This window comes from Lentzea sp. NPDC102401 (assembly GCF_044765805.1).
Lineage (GTDB): Bacteria > Actinomycetota > Actinomycetes > Mycobacteriales > Pseudonocardiaceae > Lentzea > Lentzea sokolovensis.
On the sequence record NZ_JBIWKS010000017.1, the window covers coordinates 193,392 to 207,061 of the forward strand.

Annotated in this window: 15 protein-coding genes and 1 pseudogene; 7 read left to right on the forward strand and 9 right to left on the reverse strand. The window is 69.6% G+C overall.

Annotated elements, in window-relative coordinates; translation table 11 throughout:
- Positions 1-2 precede the first annotated feature (2 nt).
- Positions 3-200 (forward strand): CDGSH iron-sulfur domain-containing protein, encoded by a 198-nt coding sequence (locus tag ACIRG5_RS42130; RefSeq protein ID WP_402916013.1) that lies wholly within the window; start codon positions 3-5, stop codon positions 198-200.
- Here ACIRG5_RS42130 and ACIRG5_RS42135 read toward each other — a convergent pair.
- On the reverse strand, positions 122-1,144 hold the full coding sequence (locus ACIRG5_RS42135) for an iron-containing redox enzyme family protein (RefSeq protein WP_402915977.1): 1,023 nt from the start codon (positions 1,142-1,144) through the stop codon (positions 122-124). The genes ACIRG5_RS42130 and ACIRG5_RS42135 overlap by 79 nt on opposite strands.
- On the reverse strand, positions 1,119-2,099 hold the full coding sequence (locus tag ACIRG5_RS42140; protein WP_402915979.1) for a YbdK family carboxylate-amine ligase: 981 nt from the start codon (positions 2,097-2,099) through the stop codon (positions 1,119-1,121). The genes ACIRG5_RS42135 and ACIRG5_RS42140 overlap by 26 nt, the downstream gene beginning before the upstream one ends.
- A gap of 96 nt (positions 2,100-2,195) precedes the next feature.
- Between ACIRG5_RS42140 and ACIRG5_RS42145 the strand changes: the two genes are divergently transcribed.
- The 3 genes from ACIRG5_RS42145 to ACIRG5_RS42155 all read left to right on the forward strand — a co-directional run bounded on the left by ACIRG5_RS42145 (position 2,196) and on the right by ACIRG5_RS42155 (position 3,856).
- A complete protein-coding gene (locus tag ACIRG5_RS42145; RefSeq protein ID WP_402915981.1) occupies positions 2,196-2,582 on the forward strand; it encodes a hypothetical protein in 387 nt (128 codons plus the stop codon).
- Positions 2,583-2,632: 50 nt separating this feature from the next.
- Positions 2,633-3,070 (forward strand): SRPBCC family protein, encoded by a 438-nt coding sequence (locus ACIRG5_RS42150; protein ID WP_402915983.1) that lies wholly within the window; start codon positions 2,633-2,635, stop codon positions 3,068-3,070.
- 318 nt (positions 3,071-3,388) lie between these two features.
- Positions 3,389-3,856: a YybH family protein gene (locus tag ACIRG5_RS42155; RefSeq protein WP_402915985.1), complete on the forward strand. Its 468-nt coding sequence runs from the start codon at positions 3,389-3,391 to the stop codon at positions 3,854-3,856.
- 14 nt (positions 3,857-3,870) lie between these two features.
- Here the strand turns inward: ACIRG5_RS42155 and ACIRG5_RS42160 are convergent, their stop codons facing one another.
- Both ACIRG5_RS42160 and ACIRG5_RS42165 read right to left on the reverse strand, forming a co-directional pair.
- Positions 3,871-5,076, reverse strand: coding sequence for a PP2C family protein-serine/threonine phosphatase (locus ACIRG5_RS42160; protein WP_402915987.1), 1,206 nt, complete (start codon positions 5,074-5,076; stop codon positions 3,871-3,873).
- Complete coding sequence (locus ACIRG5_RS42165) at positions 5,073-7,784, reverse strand: SpoIIE family protein phosphatase (protein ID WP_402915989.1); 2,712 nt, start codon at positions 7,782-7,784, stop codon at positions 5,073-5,075. Before ACIRG5_RS42165 ends, ACIRG5_RS42160 begins: the two co-directional genes overlap by 4 nt.
- A 236-nt stretch (positions 7,785-8,020) precedes the next feature.
- Between ACIRG5_RS42165 and ACIRG5_RS42170 the strand changes: the two genes are divergently transcribed.
- Positions 8,021-8,488 (forward strand): DUF6098 family protein, encoded by a 468-nt coding sequence (locus ACIRG5_RS42170; protein WP_402915991.1) that lies wholly within the window; start codon positions 8,021-8,023, stop codon positions 8,486-8,488.
- Here the strand turns inward: ACIRG5_RS42170 and ACIRG5_RS42175 are convergent.
- The 5 genes and pseudogenes from ACIRG5_RS42175 to ACIRG5_RS42195 all read right to left on the reverse strand — a co-directional run bounded on the left by ACIRG5_RS42175 (position 8,485) and on the right by ACIRG5_RS42195 (position 12,486).
- The gene (locus tag ACIRG5_RS42175) at positions 8,485-9,270 is read right to left on the reverse strand and encodes an ANTAR domain-containing protein (RefSeq protein WP_402915993.1); all 786 of its coding nucleotides are present in this window, start codon (positions 9,268-9,270) and stop codon (positions 8,485-8,487) included. The two genes, ACIRG5_RS42170 and ACIRG5_RS42175, sit on opposite strands and share 4 nt — an antisense overlap.
- Before the next feature lie 330 nt (positions 9,271-9,600).
- Positions 9,601-9,744 (reverse strand): DUF4383 domain-containing protein, encoded by a 144-nt coding sequence (locus tag ACIRG5_RS42180; protein WP_402915995.1) that lies wholly within the window; start codon positions 9,742-9,744, stop codon positions 9,601-9,603.
- A 127-nt stretch (positions 9,745-9,871) separates the two neighbouring features.
- The gene (locus tag ACIRG5_RS42185; protein ID WP_402915997.1) at positions 9,872-10,273 is read right to left on the reverse strand and encodes an ankyrin repeat domain-containing protein; all 402 of its coding nucleotides are present in this window, start codon (positions 10,271-10,273) and stop codon (positions 9,872-9,874) included.
- A 196-nt stretch (positions 10,274-10,469) separates the two neighbouring features.
- Positions 10,470-11,294, reverse strand: coding sequence for an SDR family NAD(P)-dependent oxidoreductase (locus ACIRG5_RS42190; protein ID WP_402915999.1), 825 nt, complete (start codon positions 11,292-11,294; stop codon positions 10,470-10,472).
- Positions 11,291-12,486 (reverse strand): annotated as a pseudogene (locus tag ACIRG5_RS42195) (zinc-dependent alcohol dehydrogenase). The gene ACIRG5_RS42190 and the pseudogene ACIRG5_RS42195 overlap by 4 nt, the downstream one beginning before the upstream one ends.
- A 150-nt stretch (positions 12,487-12,636) precedes the next feature.
- Here ACIRG5_RS42195 and ACIRG5_RS42200 point away from each other — a divergent pair.
- Together ACIRG5_RS42200 and ACIRG5_RS42205 are read left to right on the forward strand one after the other, a co-directional pair.
- Positions 12,637-13,113 carry an SRPBCC family protein gene (locus tag ACIRG5_RS42200; protein ID WP_402916001.1) on the forward strand — a complete coding sequence of 159 codons (477 nt, stop codon included), beginning with the start codon at positions 12,637-12,639 and terminating at the stop codon, positions 13,111-13,113.
- Positions 13,114-13,264: 151 nt separating this feature from the next.
- The gene (locus ACIRG5_RS42205; protein ID WP_402916003.1) at positions 13,265-13,606 is read left to right on the forward strand and encodes a DUF1963 domain-containing protein; all 342 of its coding nucleotides are present in this window, start codon (positions 13,265-13,267) and stop codon (positions 13,604-13,606) included.
- The last annotated feature ends 64 nt before the right edge of the window (positions 13,607-13,670 follow it).

The window sequence follows — 13,670 nt, forward strand, 5'->3', positions numbered from 1 at the left end:
CGATGGTGCCCAACGGCCCGATGCTCGTCGAAGGACCGGTTGAACTGGTCACCGACGACGGAGTGACGCACACCAGCGACCGGTTCGTGGTCGCGGTGTGCGCGTGCCGCCGCAGCAAGCGCTACCCGTTCTGCGACACCAGCCACCGCAAGCGGGTCCGCAGCGACGACTCGCCCGCGTCCCACGAGGACAAGAGGTGACCGGCGAGGCGTGACTCCAGCAGTTCCGTCGCCTGGATGCCGAACACCACGTCCCTTGTGAGCAACGGTTCCTGTTCCAGCAGAGAGCCGATCACGTCGTTGCGCATGATCTGTTCGTGCACGGCGTCGGCTTCGATGTGCTCGGTGAAGAACTCGACGCACCGGGGGTCGGCGCCGAGACGCGTCAACGCCTGCACCATCCGTTGCGCGCTCGGTCCCGTGGTGATCTCGGCGGCGGCGAAGTGGCCGACCAGCGCGCCGCGCAACGACCGATGCAGGCCGAACATCGACATCATGTTGACGATCGCGATGGCGGGTGCCGGCACGTCGTCGAAGTAGTGCAGGTACTCCGCCGACATTCCCGCGCCTTCGAGAAGATCGGCGTACAGGCGGGAGTGCATCCGGTCGGCCCGGCCGCCGCCGTACTCGTCGAACTCCACGGCGACCAGGGCGGCCTTCGCCTTGCCCCGCAGGCGTGGAATCACCCAGGCATGCGGGTCTGCTTCCTTGTGGTGGTAGACGGAACGGTGCGCGAAGTACTCGCACATCTGCTCCCACGTTCCGCCGTCACGCATGTGGTGGGAGACGCCGCTGCCCGGGACGTGCTCGACCAGCATCGCGCCGAGAGTCCCTTCGAGATCGTCTCCGCCGTCCACATCGGATCTGAGCCGGTCGAGGAAGACGCGTTCGGCCTGTGCGCGCAGCCGCAGCAGTTCGGGATCCCACTCCCAGGCCGGGTGCACGCCGTCGAAACCGTCGTAGTGCAGTTCGTACAACGTGTGCAGGGCGACGGCGAGGTCCTCGCCGTACGGATCGGCGGCCACGAACGCTATCTCGCGTCCGTTCGGTTCACCGTTCAGTGCGGCGACGACACGCTCGGACAAAGGGCCGCGAGGCGAAGGAAGTTGCACCCACAAGTCATACCCGCGCGGCGACGAGCCCATGCACGAGTGTGAGCTCTCCGCGTTCGTCCAAAGCGGACGTCACGTGTTTGAGCAGGTCGTCGAGCAGGGCCGTCGCGGGGACCCGGCACTCGCGCCACGGGTCGATCCCGGCGCCGTCGATGCCGTACCGGGAGGCCGTCCACACCGCGGCGGCGAGCACGTCGTCCCGCACCGCGGAGGGTTCCTTGCCGGCGAGGACGTCTTCGTGGGCGGTGTGCACGAGAGCACGGGACAGCGCCGCCTGCAGCACCGCGTCGTCCACCTCGGCGGCCGCGTCGGCCACGCGGAACTCGACGGTCGGCAGCGTCGTGGCCAGGCGCACCAGCCAGAACGACTGCGCGCGGTCCACGAGCGTCCCGCAGGCCACCATCCGGCCGACGTGGGCGTCGTAGTCCTCAGCGTCGACGAACAGCGGTGGCACGCCGGCGCCGGGGAACCTCGACTGCAGCACCGTCCGCCAGCTCGCGTAGCCGCGGTCGGGGGAGTTGGCGGACAGGGCGAGCAAGGTCGGCAGCCACGGCCGCACGTGGTTCAGCACGGCCACGGCGGTCTCGCGGTCCGGCACGCCGACGTGCACATGGCACCCGCACGCCTCGTAGTCGTCGACCACGCCTGCGTAGGTGTCGAGTACGCGGTGATACCGCGCACCGTCCGTGACCACCGAATGCGTCGAGTTCTTGACCGGCGTGCCACGCGAGACCAGCTCCAGACCCTCTGCCCGCGCGGCGCCCGCGACCATCGTGCGGGCGTGCGTGAGCACCTCGCCCAGCGCGGCCACGCTGGTGCACGGCCCACTCGCGGCCTCCACCTGCGTTCCGGCCAGCTCCGCGTGGAACTTGGTCAGTTCCGTGTCGCGCAATCGGGCGAGCACGGCGTTCGCGCGCATCACCGTGCGCCGGGAAAACGGATCGACGAGCAGGAACTCTTCTTCCACACCCACGGTGTCGGCGCACATGTCCGGCAAGTGACCGTCTCCGCTCTTCCTGGACGTTGTGAACTGCGGTTACCCGTGCGGGGTAGGCGCGAACCGCCACGGGGTATTCGGATCGGCATGGACGACAAGACGATCGAGGCGCTGGGCAAGCTCCGCAAGGCGCTGGAGACCACCGAACGTGCCCGCGGCCACCTGTACTCGTTCCACCAGCTCACCGGCACCGCCGACTTCGAGCTCGACGACGCGATCGCGGCACTGCGCGAGGCGGGCCATCCCGAACACGCGAAGCGCGTGCAACGGGACCTGCTGGGCCGCAACGTCCTGCCCGGCCGGTGGACGTTCCAGATCGTCGAGGAGTACGACGACATGTACTACGACGTGTTCCGGGACGTCGAGCGCGCCGCCCGCGACGATCTGGCCGGAGGACAGCGGCACGGCCTGGAGAAGCAACTCAAGCGCGATCGTCAACGCCTGAGCTCCACCGCGTACGCCGAGAACGACTGATCGGCCCCGCACCGGGTACCCGGACCTGTACCCGGCGAAAGGATCTGTTCATGACCACCGTGTCCCGCACGTTCACCGTCGACGCTCCACCTGGGACGGTCGTGCCGTACCTGGCCGACTTCGGCAACGCCGAGCAGTGGGACCCCGGCACCGAGAGCTGCACCCGCAACGACAGCGGCCCGGTCGCGGTCGGGGCGAACTGGCACAACACGTCGAAGATCGCGGGCATCACCACCGAACTCACCTACACGCTCGAGCAACTCGCTCAGGACCGCATCGTGCTGGTGGGCCGCAACGACACCGCCACCTCCACCGAGACCATCGAGATCACGCCCAGCGGCGCGGGCTCGACCATCACCTACACCAACGACCTGGAGTTCAAGGGCGCGGCGAAACTCGCGGCCCCGCTGGGCAAGGTCGTCTTCGAGAAGCTCGGCAACGACACCGAGAAGCAGATGACCGAGGTGCTCAACGGGCTGCCGCGCTAGTGCCTCGTGAGGTGGACTTCGCCGACCCGCGACGGGTGGCGAGCCTGTCCGCTGCCGTCGCAGGGGCGATCCAGGCGACCACCGCGGTGGTCGCTCTGCGACTCGCTCGTCCGGGACGGCGCCCGGCTCACGGCGGCCATGTCGTCCCCGGCCGGCTCGACGCTGCCCGCGCCAGGCTTGATGAGCTGTCTGCTGATGTGCGCGACCGGCCGGGCTGTCGCGACTACCAGAGGCGCGTCGCCTTCTTCCCCGGACTCCGAAGCGGGTGGGTGTGACGCACCCTGCCTGAAATCCTGGCGCGGTCCTAGCGTCGAATTCATGAACGACGAACAGTTGGTCGCTGAGTCGCACGGCCGGTGGGTGTTCGGCTGGGACCGTCGCGAAGGAGACGCGCCCTTCGACTTCCGGCGCGTCTTCGGCGAGTTCTACGACTTCACCTCACCGGACGTCCGCCTCTATGACGACTTCGATCCCGAACACCGCGTGGCGACGACCGCCGCCGGCTACGGCGCGATCTGGGAACCCGCCTTCCGCGAGATGGTGTCCGCGCATCACGCGATCGACGACGGACCGCACGTCGTCGCGGGAGGCGACCTGGCCGCCTCCACGCTGAGGTTCGTGGCCCGGATCGTCACTCCTGGTGGCGTCACGGACATCCGGACCACGACCTCGCTGGTCTGGCGGCGGACGCCGGACGGGTGGCGAATCGTCCGTGAGCACAACTCCACCGAGGTGCTGTCGCCGGGGGAGCTCGACGGACGTTTCGACGACGCCCGGGGTTCGTGAGACTCGGGCGCAGGTCAGGGAAGAACGCGGCGGGCCGCGCTCCTGCTCCACTCGAGCAGGAGCAGGGTGGCGTCGTCCTGCAGCTGCCCCTGCTGGTGGTCGAGCACCGCACGGGACACGCGGCGCAGGGTCTCGGGTGCGGGCAGGCCGGCCGCTTCGTGACGTTCGGTGAGATCCACCAGGCGCTCGACGCCGAACTGCTCGCCGCGCGGGTCGCGCGCCTCGGTGATGCCGTCGGTGTGGAGCAGGATCCGGTCGCCTGCCTGAAGCTGTTCCCGCCCGAGCCGCCGGGGCACCGTGGCGAGGTGGCCGAGACCGAGCGGCAGGGTGACCGGGTTGTTCAGGGCCTTGACCATCCTGCCGCCGCGCATCAGCAGGGCCGGAGGGTGTCCCGCGACGAGGTAGTGCAGCACGCCGGTCGCGAGATCGAGTTCGCCGAGCACCGCCGTCGCGAACGGGGCTCTGAGTCCCTCGGCTGCCTGCTGCAGCACGGCCTGGTCGGCCAGTTCGGCCGCTTCGAGCAGTCCGAGGCCGTTGCGGCGTGCGTTGCGGGTGGACGCCAGCGCCACCGCGGTGGTGAGGCCCGCGTGCATGTCGTGCCCCGTCGCGTCGAAGATCGAGACGTGTGCGCGGCCGTTGTCGACGGAGTAGTCGTAGCCGTCGCCGCCCACGGAGTGATACGGCTCCATCACCGCTGTCACCGTCAACTGGTCACAGGCGAAGGTTTGGGGCGGCAGCAGCTGCCAGAGCAGTTCGGACGCCACGGAGAATGGTGTGGTTCGGCGCCGGACGTGCAGGAAGTCGCTGTAGTGGAGCTTGCTCATGAAGAGATGGCCGACCAGTCCCGCGAGCTCCCAGCAGTACTCACGGGACTGGTCGTCGTGGTCCTCGTGCAGGGTCGCCTGGAGCACGCCGAGCCGCTCGGTGCCGTTCAGCACCGGCAGCCACAGGTGCGGCGGCGAGTCGCGCACCGTGATGATGTCGGTCCGCTGGAACGCGCGTCCGGCCACCGTGGAGTCCACTCGCAACGGTGGCAGCGGTTCAGGACGGGCCGAGCACAGCCACTGCTGTCCTATGTCGACGATGTAGAGCTGCACGGTGACACCGACCTGGGCGGTGGCCTCGTCCAGCAGTGCCGCCAGATCGCCGGCCGTGGACAGGTGGGCGCCGTTGATGATCTGGCGGAACGCCGAGTTCCAGGCCTCGGTACGGTCGGTCACGTGAACTCACCGAACCGGCTGTGGACGGCGAGGACGTCGTGCAGGCCCGACAACGTGAGGATGCGGTCCGGAGCGCTGCCACGCAGACAGGTCACGCTGATCGTCCGCCCGGCTCGCCGTGCGGCGTCCGCGGCCTCGAGGAGCAGCGCGACGCCGGAACTGCTCAGGTAGCCGAGGCCGGTGAGGTCGATCTCGACCGGGCCGCCGGGCCGGGCACTGATGTGGGCCAGCAGCGGTTCGCGCAGGCCGCCGGAGGTGTGCGTGTCGAGGTCGCCGGTGAGGCACAACACCTGCGCGCCGCCGAGAGCCTCCCGCGCGGCGAGCCCGATCACGTCGGACGGCTTGGCGGGAGGCGGCGATGCCGGCTCGGCGCCGGTCGGTGTGGTGGGGAACCGGAAGCTGACCGTCGTGCCCGTGGTGTCCGAGTCGAGCTCGACGTCCTCTGCCAGAGCGTGGATCATCTGCAGCCCGCGGCCGCGGTGGCCGGGGTCCTCCGGCGCCGGGCGCCACCTGCCGTGATCCCGGACGGTGACGCGCACGGCGCCGTCCCTGTGCACGATCTCGGTGTCGAAAGTGCCTGTGGTGTCGGGATAGGCGTGATCCACGACGTTGGCGGCGGCTTCTCCGTAGCCCAGGACGAGGTCGTACGCGAGGTCGTCGGAGAGCCCTGCGGCGGCCGCCCACTCGGACACGGCGCCGCGCAGTTCGGACAGCCGTCGTGACTCGGCGGGTGAGGTCACGTGCAGCGGTGCGGGCAGGTGGCGGGCGACGACGAGCGCGACGTCGTCGCTGAGGCCGTCGGCGAGCAGCGTGTCGACGATCGTGTCGGCCAGTTCGGCGGGCGCCCGGTGGTGTGCGTCCGCCACGACGGCGCGCAGCCGGTCGAGACCGTCGTCGACGACGACACCCCTGCGTTCGACCAGGCCGTCGGTGTAGAGCACGATCGATCCGCCGGGGCCGAGCGCCGTGCTGTGCTCCTCGTACGGTCCTCGTCCCGGAGTGCCCAGCACCGCGCCGGTGCGGTTCGTCAGCAACCGGGCTCCCCGCTCATCGGCCACCAGCGGCGGCAGGTGCCCCGCGCTGGACCAGCACAGCCTGCCGGTCGCCCAGTCGAAGGTGATGCACGCGCAGGTGCTGCCGGTGGTGCCGTTCACCCTGGACGCGAAGGCGTCGAGTCGTTCCAGTGCGGCGGCGGGGGAGTGCCCGTCGACCAGGAAACCGGCCAGGGCGCTGCGGAGCTGTCCCATCACGGCCGCGGCCGTCGGGCCGGAGCCGACGACGTCGCCGACCGACATCCCGACCACCGTGCCGCTGACCGGGAGCACCTCGTACCAGTCGCCGCCGACCTGCGCGTGACTCGACGCCGGCAGATAACGGGCGGAGATGGCGAGGCGCTCCAGCGCCGGAAGCTCGCGGGGCAGCAGGCTGCGCTGCAGCGCGGCGGCGATCTCGTGTTCGCGCTGGAGCAGCAGTTCGCGCTCGGCCTCGGTGCGCTGCCGTTCGGTCACGTCCCGCCCGATGGCCTGCAGCCCGCTCGGCGTGACCTGGACGCTGAGCTCCAGTGCGACGATCGTTCCGTTGGCGCAGCGCAGGTTCCAGACTCCGGTCTCCTGGGCCCGCGGCAGTTCCCTGCCGTCCTCGCCGAGCACGAACAGTTCCTCGGCGCGGCGGCCGATCAGCTCCTCGCGCCGGTAGCCCAGCAACGCGCAGGCCGCCGGGTTGATCTCGACGAACCGCCGCTCCCCGTCGAGGACCCAGATGCAGTCGGCCGCCCGATCGATCAACAGACGGAGGCGCCGCTCGTTGTCGCGCAACGCACGGTCGGAGTGCGCGCGCTGCATCGACTCCCAGCAGCGGTTGACCACGACGGACACGAGGTCGATCTCGTCCTGGGTCCACTGCCGCGGTTGCGCCTGGTGCACGGCCATGGCCGCGACGAACCGCCCGCCCCGCAGCAGCGGCAGGCAGATCACCGCGCGGATGCCCGTGATCGCGTAGGCGGCCAGGTCGTCCTCGTCGAGTCGCGGGTCGTCGCCGCAGTCCACGACCACCCACGGCTCTCCCGCCCGCATCGCGCGCAGCGCTCCCGCGCCGAACTCGCGCATGGCGAACCGTCCCGGCAACGGAGGCAGCCCGGTGGCGTGGTCGCCGCTCATGACGAAGTGGTTCTCGTCCTCCTCCGTCCTCGCGTACGCGCACCGGTCGACGGCGAGGTGCTCGCCGAGCAGCCGGGTCGCCAGCGCCATGAGGTCGTCGGCGTCGTCGAGCTTCTGCGACTCGCGGTCGAGCACGGCGAGGAACCGCTCGCGCTCGGCGGCGGCGCGCTGGCCGGTGACGTCGATGAGCACGCCCTGGAGGGCTCGCGGCGCGCCCGTCTCATCGCGCTCCACGTGGACTTTCTCGTGCAGCCACACGACTTCACCCCCCGAGGTGAGCGCGCGGTAGCCCAGGTCGTAGTCGTCGTGGTCCCCGGCGCGGTGCCACCGTTCCCGCCGGGTCCTGTCGCGGTCGTCGGGGTGCACGACCGAGTCCCAGAACTCCGGTTCCTCCCGCCAGCGCCGGGCGGGGTGGCCGAGCAGCTGTTCGACGTAGCTGGAGACGAAGGTCAACTCGCGGGTCCGGGCGTCGGCCGCCCAGAACACGACGCCGAGGTTGCGCACGAGCCCGTGCAGGCGGTCGGAGTCGATCTCATGTCCGGCGGTGCCCATGTCGGCAGCCCGTCACGCCGGTGACGGTGCGGAGAACCGCGCGCGTCCGAGGTTCGTGACGGCCAGGAGGTGCGCACGGGCGACCGACCACGACGAGCTCATGTGCGGGCCTTTCCTCTCGAACAGCTGTGACGGGGTTGCCACTGTGGAGTATCCGGCAAACGTGTTCTGGACAGCTGTCATGACTCGTTCGGGGATGAGGTGCACAAGCGGCTTCGCGTGGGAATGTCAGTGGCATGGACGACGAACGTGAGCTGCCGACGATCGACGACCTGGCGGAGCTGGCCGCCGCGCTCGACGCGGCCCACCCCGTCGAGCTGTACGTGCGCTGGTCGAAAGGTCCCGCGGCGGACCTCGCGCACGGGCGAGCGCAGTCCAGCCGTGACGACCTCACCGGCGTGCGACTGCCCGGCCTGTCGGCCAATCCGCTGCGCGTCGAGCAGTGGTGGCGCGACCGGCCGATCGAGGTGTGGCTGGCCCGCAGGCTGTACGACTACCAGCATCTGAGCGATCAGCGCGGGCCCGCCGTCCGCCCGTGGGTGCTGCTCGGGGAGGAGCACGGCAGGGGGCCGGACAACGAACCGCTCGTGCGGTGTCTCCGCGCGGTGGCGTGGATCTCCGACGATCTGCTGAAGGAGGCTCAGACCATCGTGGAAGCGCAGAACTCCGACATGTGGGGGCCGCTGGACCGGCGTCGTGGTTAGCGCGGGGCGACACTGTCGAGCAGGCCCTGCGCGACGTCACGCAGCTTGAGGTTCTGGTTCTGGGACTGCTGCACGAGCATGGCGAAAGCCTCGTCCGCGGTGCACGAGTGCACCGCGATGAGCACGCCCTTCGCCTGGTCGATGACCGCACGGGAGATGAGCGCGGTCTCGAGCTGCGTGATCTTCTCGCGGGAGCGTTGCCACCGGTGGGCATTGGCGATCGCGGCGCTGGCGGCGGTGGTGAACAGCCGCATCAGTCCTTCGTCGAACGGGTCGAACGCCGTGCCGGTGTAGCTGTAGATGTTGAGCGACCCCACGTGCCGGGCGTCGCTGTGGTCCGCGTCCGGTAGCAGGATCGGCACGGACAGGTAGGCGCGCACGCCGTGCTGGTCGGCGGCCGCGTCGAACTCGGGCCAGTCGGTCCTGTTGTCCCCGACCACGGCGCGCACGGCCCGGCGTGTGCGCGCGGCCTCCAGACACGGACCGCGGTTGGCGCTGTACTGCTTCTCGTCGATGTCGACGAGTGAGGCGTCGCTCGCGGCCGCGGTTCTCGGCTGCTCGGGGTTCACGGTGATGGTCACCGCGTCGGCGTCCTGGATCGCTCTCGTGGCGGTCTCGGAGAGGCGTTGAAGTACCTCGTCGAGCGGCTCTTCACCGGAGAAACCGTCCCGCAGCGACATCAGCGCGGAGGTGGCCTCGTCGAGTCGCTCCACCGGATCCTGCCGATCGGCTCCGGTGGCATGCCCGCCGTTCTGGCCCGGTGGAACCGCGAAATCGTTCATACCGCCGAGCCCTTCGCCGGGATGGAGGTTGCGGCGCTGGTCGCCCAACGCTCTCGCAGGGAATGCTAGTAGACCGTCGCAGCTATCTGTTGGGATGATGACGCTGGCGGGTGATCGAGATTCGATCATGACGATCGCGCTCTCATGGCTACCACCCGCACGGTTGGCGGTAGTTGAGGTGATCAGCAAACGATTGTGCCGGCAGTTTTCTACTGCCAACTTGGCGGCGACATGCGTGAGAGCGCGACCATCGGGTTTTCGGTAACGAGCGACCACACCGCCCGGCCCTCTGTCCGACTCAACGGAGCACAACCAAGCCGCGACGCTCTACTAGAGGCTGCCGAACATCAGCGTGTCGTAGTTCGTGGTGAGGCCGGGAACGAAACCGGCGATGCCGACCAGCGCGAAGACCGCGCTCACCGCCAGCGCGATTTTCTGGACAGCCGTGCGCACGGCTGCCTCGGTTCGGGACATGACGACTCCAGTCGAAGGGGAGAGGCTCTTCGGTCGCGAGTGGCTACCCGCGCCGTGCCGGAACAAACGGTCGAGAAGGCGGATCCGTTGGGCGCCTTGCGGAGGACGCGTCGACTGCTCGCGAGGACTACCGGTCGTCCCGGGAAGTCAGCAGAGCCAGCATGTCCGGCAGGTCGAAGAACCGGGCCACGTCCAGAGCGGACCGGGGCCCGAGGGCGGGATCGGCTCCCGCGTCCAGCAGGAGTTCGACCGTGCGCCCGGAGCGGCGGAAGACCGCCGCCCCGAGCGCTGTCTGTCCCCGGTCGTTGACGCGCCCGGTGTCGGCGCCTCGCTCCAGCAACGCCTCGACGGTGCCGGGATGGTCGTGATACGCGGCCAGCACGAGCAAGGAGTCGCCCGCGCCGTTGGTGAGGTTCACCGGGATGCCCGCGTCGATCGCCTCGGCCAGCCGATCCGTGTCGCCGGTGCGGGCCAGGTCGAACATCGACCGCAGGACGGCGAGTTCCTGCTCGGTGAGCGCGTTGGTCACGGCCGGACTCCTCAGGCGATCGTCGCGGGGAAGCGTTCTCACACCCGGTGGGATTCGAGGAGGATCGTCATCGCCTTGAGGACGTCCGACGGGTCGTCGCCGATCACGATCCCCGGCTCGGTGGAGTACCCGGCCGCCTCGACGGCAGCGCCGCAATCGGCTTCAGCGGCGAGGGAAGAAGCCGCTGATCACACGGCTACGTGCTCGGTGGCCAGCGTCCGTGAAGTCCTTCTTGTGCGGGCGTCGGTTCGTGCACGTTGCCTGACGTCGGGGAAACCGCTGTCCTCGTCAGCGCGGCGAGCCGGAACAGCGGGCCCGCGAGCCGATCGTAGAGGCGTGGCAGGAGCCGGAACGCGGTGGTGATGAACGGGTTCGTGATGCCGACCGGCATCGAGACGTGCCGCCGTGGCCGGTCGGCCAGGCGAGTGATCGCAGCGGCCAGGTAGTAGATCGGCGTGTTGACGCTCCCTGGGCTCACGATGCACACGTGCACCCCGGGCTCGTCACGCGTTTCCTGTTGCAGGGTGCGTAGAACAGCGCGCTGCCCCCACTTCGCCGCCGAGTAGGAGCCCATCTGGGGAACGGCGACCGAGCCGAGCAGTGAGTTCACCCCGATCAGCACGCCCGCGTGCTGGCGGCGCAGAACCGGCAGGACCGCCTGCGCCAGGTGGACCGTGCTGTGGATCGAGATGTCGACGACGGAGGTGAACACCTCCGCGGGCATCTCCTCGACGCTGCCGTAGCCCATGACGGTGGCGCTGTACACGACCACGTCGATGCGACCGTGCCGCTCCAGGGTCTTCTCGACGATCCGGCCCGCGCAGCCGGGGTCGCCGACGTCGTCGACGACGACGTCGACCACCGCGGCCCCGGCGGAGCGGCAGGCCTTCTCCGCCGCGTCGAGCGCGCGGCCGCTGCGCGAGACCAGCACCAGGTCGTCCGCGCCACGGGCGAAGGCGACCGCGGTGGCCAGGCCGATGCCACTGCTGGCACCCACCACGATCACCACACGACCGGTCACGGCGTGAGGACGACCTTGACGCAGCCGTCGCTCTTCGCGCGGAACATCTCGTACCCCGCGCAGCATCGGCGAGCGGGAGGCGGTGCGTGGTGAGATCCAGCGCGCCCAGTGGATCGGCCGGATCGAGCAGCAGTGGCAGGATCTCGCCGGTCCACCGGCGCACGTGCGCCTGGCCCATCCTCAGCTGGATACCGCGGTCGAACATCTCCATCATCGGCATCGCGTCCTGCTCGCCCCCGTACACGCCGGACACCGACACCGTGCCGCCACGGCGCACTCCCTTCAGCGCCGCGTGCAGGGCGTCGAGCCGGTCGACGGCCAGCTTGTCGGTCACCTTCCGGGCGAGCGCGTCGGGGAGCAGGCCGGTGGCCTTCTGCGCGGCGGCGACGAGCCGCCCGCCGTGGGCCTCCATGCCGACGGCGTCGATCGTGGCGTCCGGCCCGCGGCCGTCCACCATGTCGATCAGCGTGGCCGCCACGCCCTCGGCGCCGTCGAACTCGTCGAGGTTCACCGGTTCGGCGCCGTACCGCTCAGCCAGCGCGAGCCGTTCGGGCACCCGGTCCACGCCGATGACCCGGCCGGCGCCCAGCCGCCTGGCGATCCGGACGGCGAACTGCCCGACCGGACCGAGCCCGAGCACGGCGACGGTGCCGCCGGGGGGCACGTCGGCGTAGCGGACGGCCTGCCACGCGGTGGGCAGGATGTCGGACAGGAACAGGAACTGCTCGTCCGGTGTGCCGTCCGGAACGACGACAGGCCCGAACTGGGCCTGCGGAACGCGGAGGTACTCGGCCTGGCCGCCGGGCACGGAACCGTAGAGCGAGGTGTACCCGAACAGGCTCGCGCCCTTGCCTTCGCTTCGGACCTGCGTCGTCTCGCACTGCGCGAACAGGTCGCGTTCGCACATCCAGCAGTGCCCGCAGGAGATGTTGAACGGCACGACGACCCGGTCGCCGACCTTGAGGTGACCGCTCGCTTCGGCACCCACCTCCTCGACGACGCCCATCGACTCGTGGCCGAGCACGTCGCCCGGTTTCAGATAGGGGCCGAGCACCCCGTACAGGTGAAGGTCCGAACCGCAGATGGCGGTCGACGTGACCCTGATGATCGCGTCGGTCGGCGCTTCGATGCGCGGGTCAGGCACGTCGACCACCTGAACCTTCTCGTTGCCTTGCCAGGTCAGTGCTTTGATGACGCCTCCTCGGCGGCCGTACGGGTTCTTCGAGGCGAGTAGCCCGAACGTGACGTCTCAAACACACGGCGTGGCACGCGTGCCGCATGAACACGCCGAATTCAGGGAAGAGAGAACCCAGAGCCGCTACACGGATCACGGGAGAAAGCCATGATGAAGACCGTTCACGTCGTGGGCACGAGCCCGGACAACGTCTTCGCCGTACTGGCCGACGGCTGGTCCTACGCGGGCTGGGTCGTCGGGAACTCCCACATCCGGGACGTGGACGAGGGCTGGCCGTCCGTCGGCACCCGCATCCACCACAGCGCGGGAGCGTGGCCCACCCAGATCGAGGACACCACCACGGTCCTCGCCGTCGAACCAGGACGGCTGCTCGAACTGGAAGCACACCTGTGGGTGCTGGGCACCGCCAAGGTGCGCATCAGCCTGTCGCCGCTGCACAACGGCACCGGCACACAGGTGACCATGGAGGAGGAGGTCGTGGGAGGGCCGGCCCGGCTGGTTCCCGGCGTCCTCCAGGGGGTGCTGTTCGGACCGCGCAACAAGGAATCCCTCGCCCGCCTCGGCGATCTCGCGGTCGGCCGGGACGCACCGTCGCTGAGCACCGGCGAGAACGAGCTCCGGTGACCGTGCCCGCGTCCACATAGGACGGTCAGAACCGGAACTCGTCGAGATTCCCGGTTTCACCCGCACCACCTGTCCAACTGGGACCGTCGTGCGGCGTTGAACCGGTGGCCGAGTGGGGAAGCGCTCCCATCCTCTGCGATCATGCTGCGCCATGAATCGCTACGAGCAATTCCGCAGTGCCGCACTCGATCGGGACATCCCAGGCGACGAGGTCGACAAGTTCTCCGATCAGCTCCGGTTCGCGATCTGGGCGAGTACGGGCGGTGTCGAAGAGGAGAGCATCGGGCAACTCGGGGGATTACCGCGGTTACCGGTGGGCGTGGAGTGGCCGGGCGGCGAGAGTTACCCGCTGCCGTTCATCGGCTCCGTGGACTGCGCGGCCCTTCCGCGGGCCGAAGGGCTTGCCCTGCCGGAAGACGGCTCGCTGTTGTTGTTCCTGCACCACGAGGAGGACATGGAAGATGAACTGGTCCCCGGAAGTTGGACTGGCTAACTGAAGGTTAGGCCGCGAGGGTCTGGGCTCGGTATTCGACCGGGCTCAGGCCCTTGAGCGTGGT

Bases quoted from the DNA above. Each gene is read 5' to 3' on its own strand.
- ACIRG5_RS42130 (WP_402916013.1), top strand. From the start codon at position 3: ATGGTGCCCAACGGCCCGATGCTCGTCGAAGGACCGGTTGAACTGGTC.
- ACIRG5_RS42135 (WP_402915977.1), bottom strand. From the start codon at position 1,144: ATGGGCTCGTCGCCGCGCGGGTATGACTTGTGGGTGCAACTTCCTTCG.
- ACIRG5_RS42140 (WP_402915979.1), bottom strand. From the start codon at position 2,099: ATGTGCGCCGACACCGTGGGTGTGGAAGAAGAGTTCCTGCTCGTCGAT.
- ACIRG5_RS42145 (WP_402915981.1), top strand. From the start codon at position 2,196: ATGGACGACAAGACGATCGAGGCGCTGGGCAAGCTCCGCAAGGCGCTG.
- ACIRG5_RS42150 (WP_402915983.1), top strand. From the start codon at position 2,633: ATGACCACCGTGTCCCGCACGTTCACCGTCGACGCTCCACCTGGGACG.
- ACIRG5_RS42155 (WP_402915985.1), top strand. From the start codon at position 3,389: ATGAACGACGAACAGTTGGTCGCTGAGTCGCACGGCCGGTGGGTGTTC.
- ACIRG5_RS42165 (WP_402915989.1), bottom strand. From the start codon at position 7,784: ATGGGCACCGCCGGACATGAGATCGACTCCGACCGCCTGCACGGGCTC.
- ACIRG5_RS42170 (WP_402915991.1), top strand. From the start codon at position 8,021: ATGGACGACGAACGTGAGCTGCCGACGATCGACGACCTGGCGGAGCTG.
- ACIRG5_RS42175 (WP_402915993.1), bottom strand. From the start codon at position 9,270: ATGAACGATTTCGCGGTTCCACCGGGCCAGAACGGCGGGCATGCCACC.
- ACIRG5_RS42180 (WP_402915995.1), bottom strand. From the start codon at position 9,744: ATGTCCCGAACCGAGGCAGCCGTGCGCACGGCTGTCCAGAAAATCGCG.
- ACIRG5_RS42200 (WP_402916001.1), top strand. From the start codon at position 12,637: ATGATGAAGACCGTTCACGTCGTGGGCACGAGCCCGGACAACGTCTTC.
- ACIRG5_RS42205 (WP_402916003.1), top strand. From the start codon at position 13,265: ATGAATCGCTACGAGCAATTCCGCAGTGCCGCACTCGATCGGGACATC.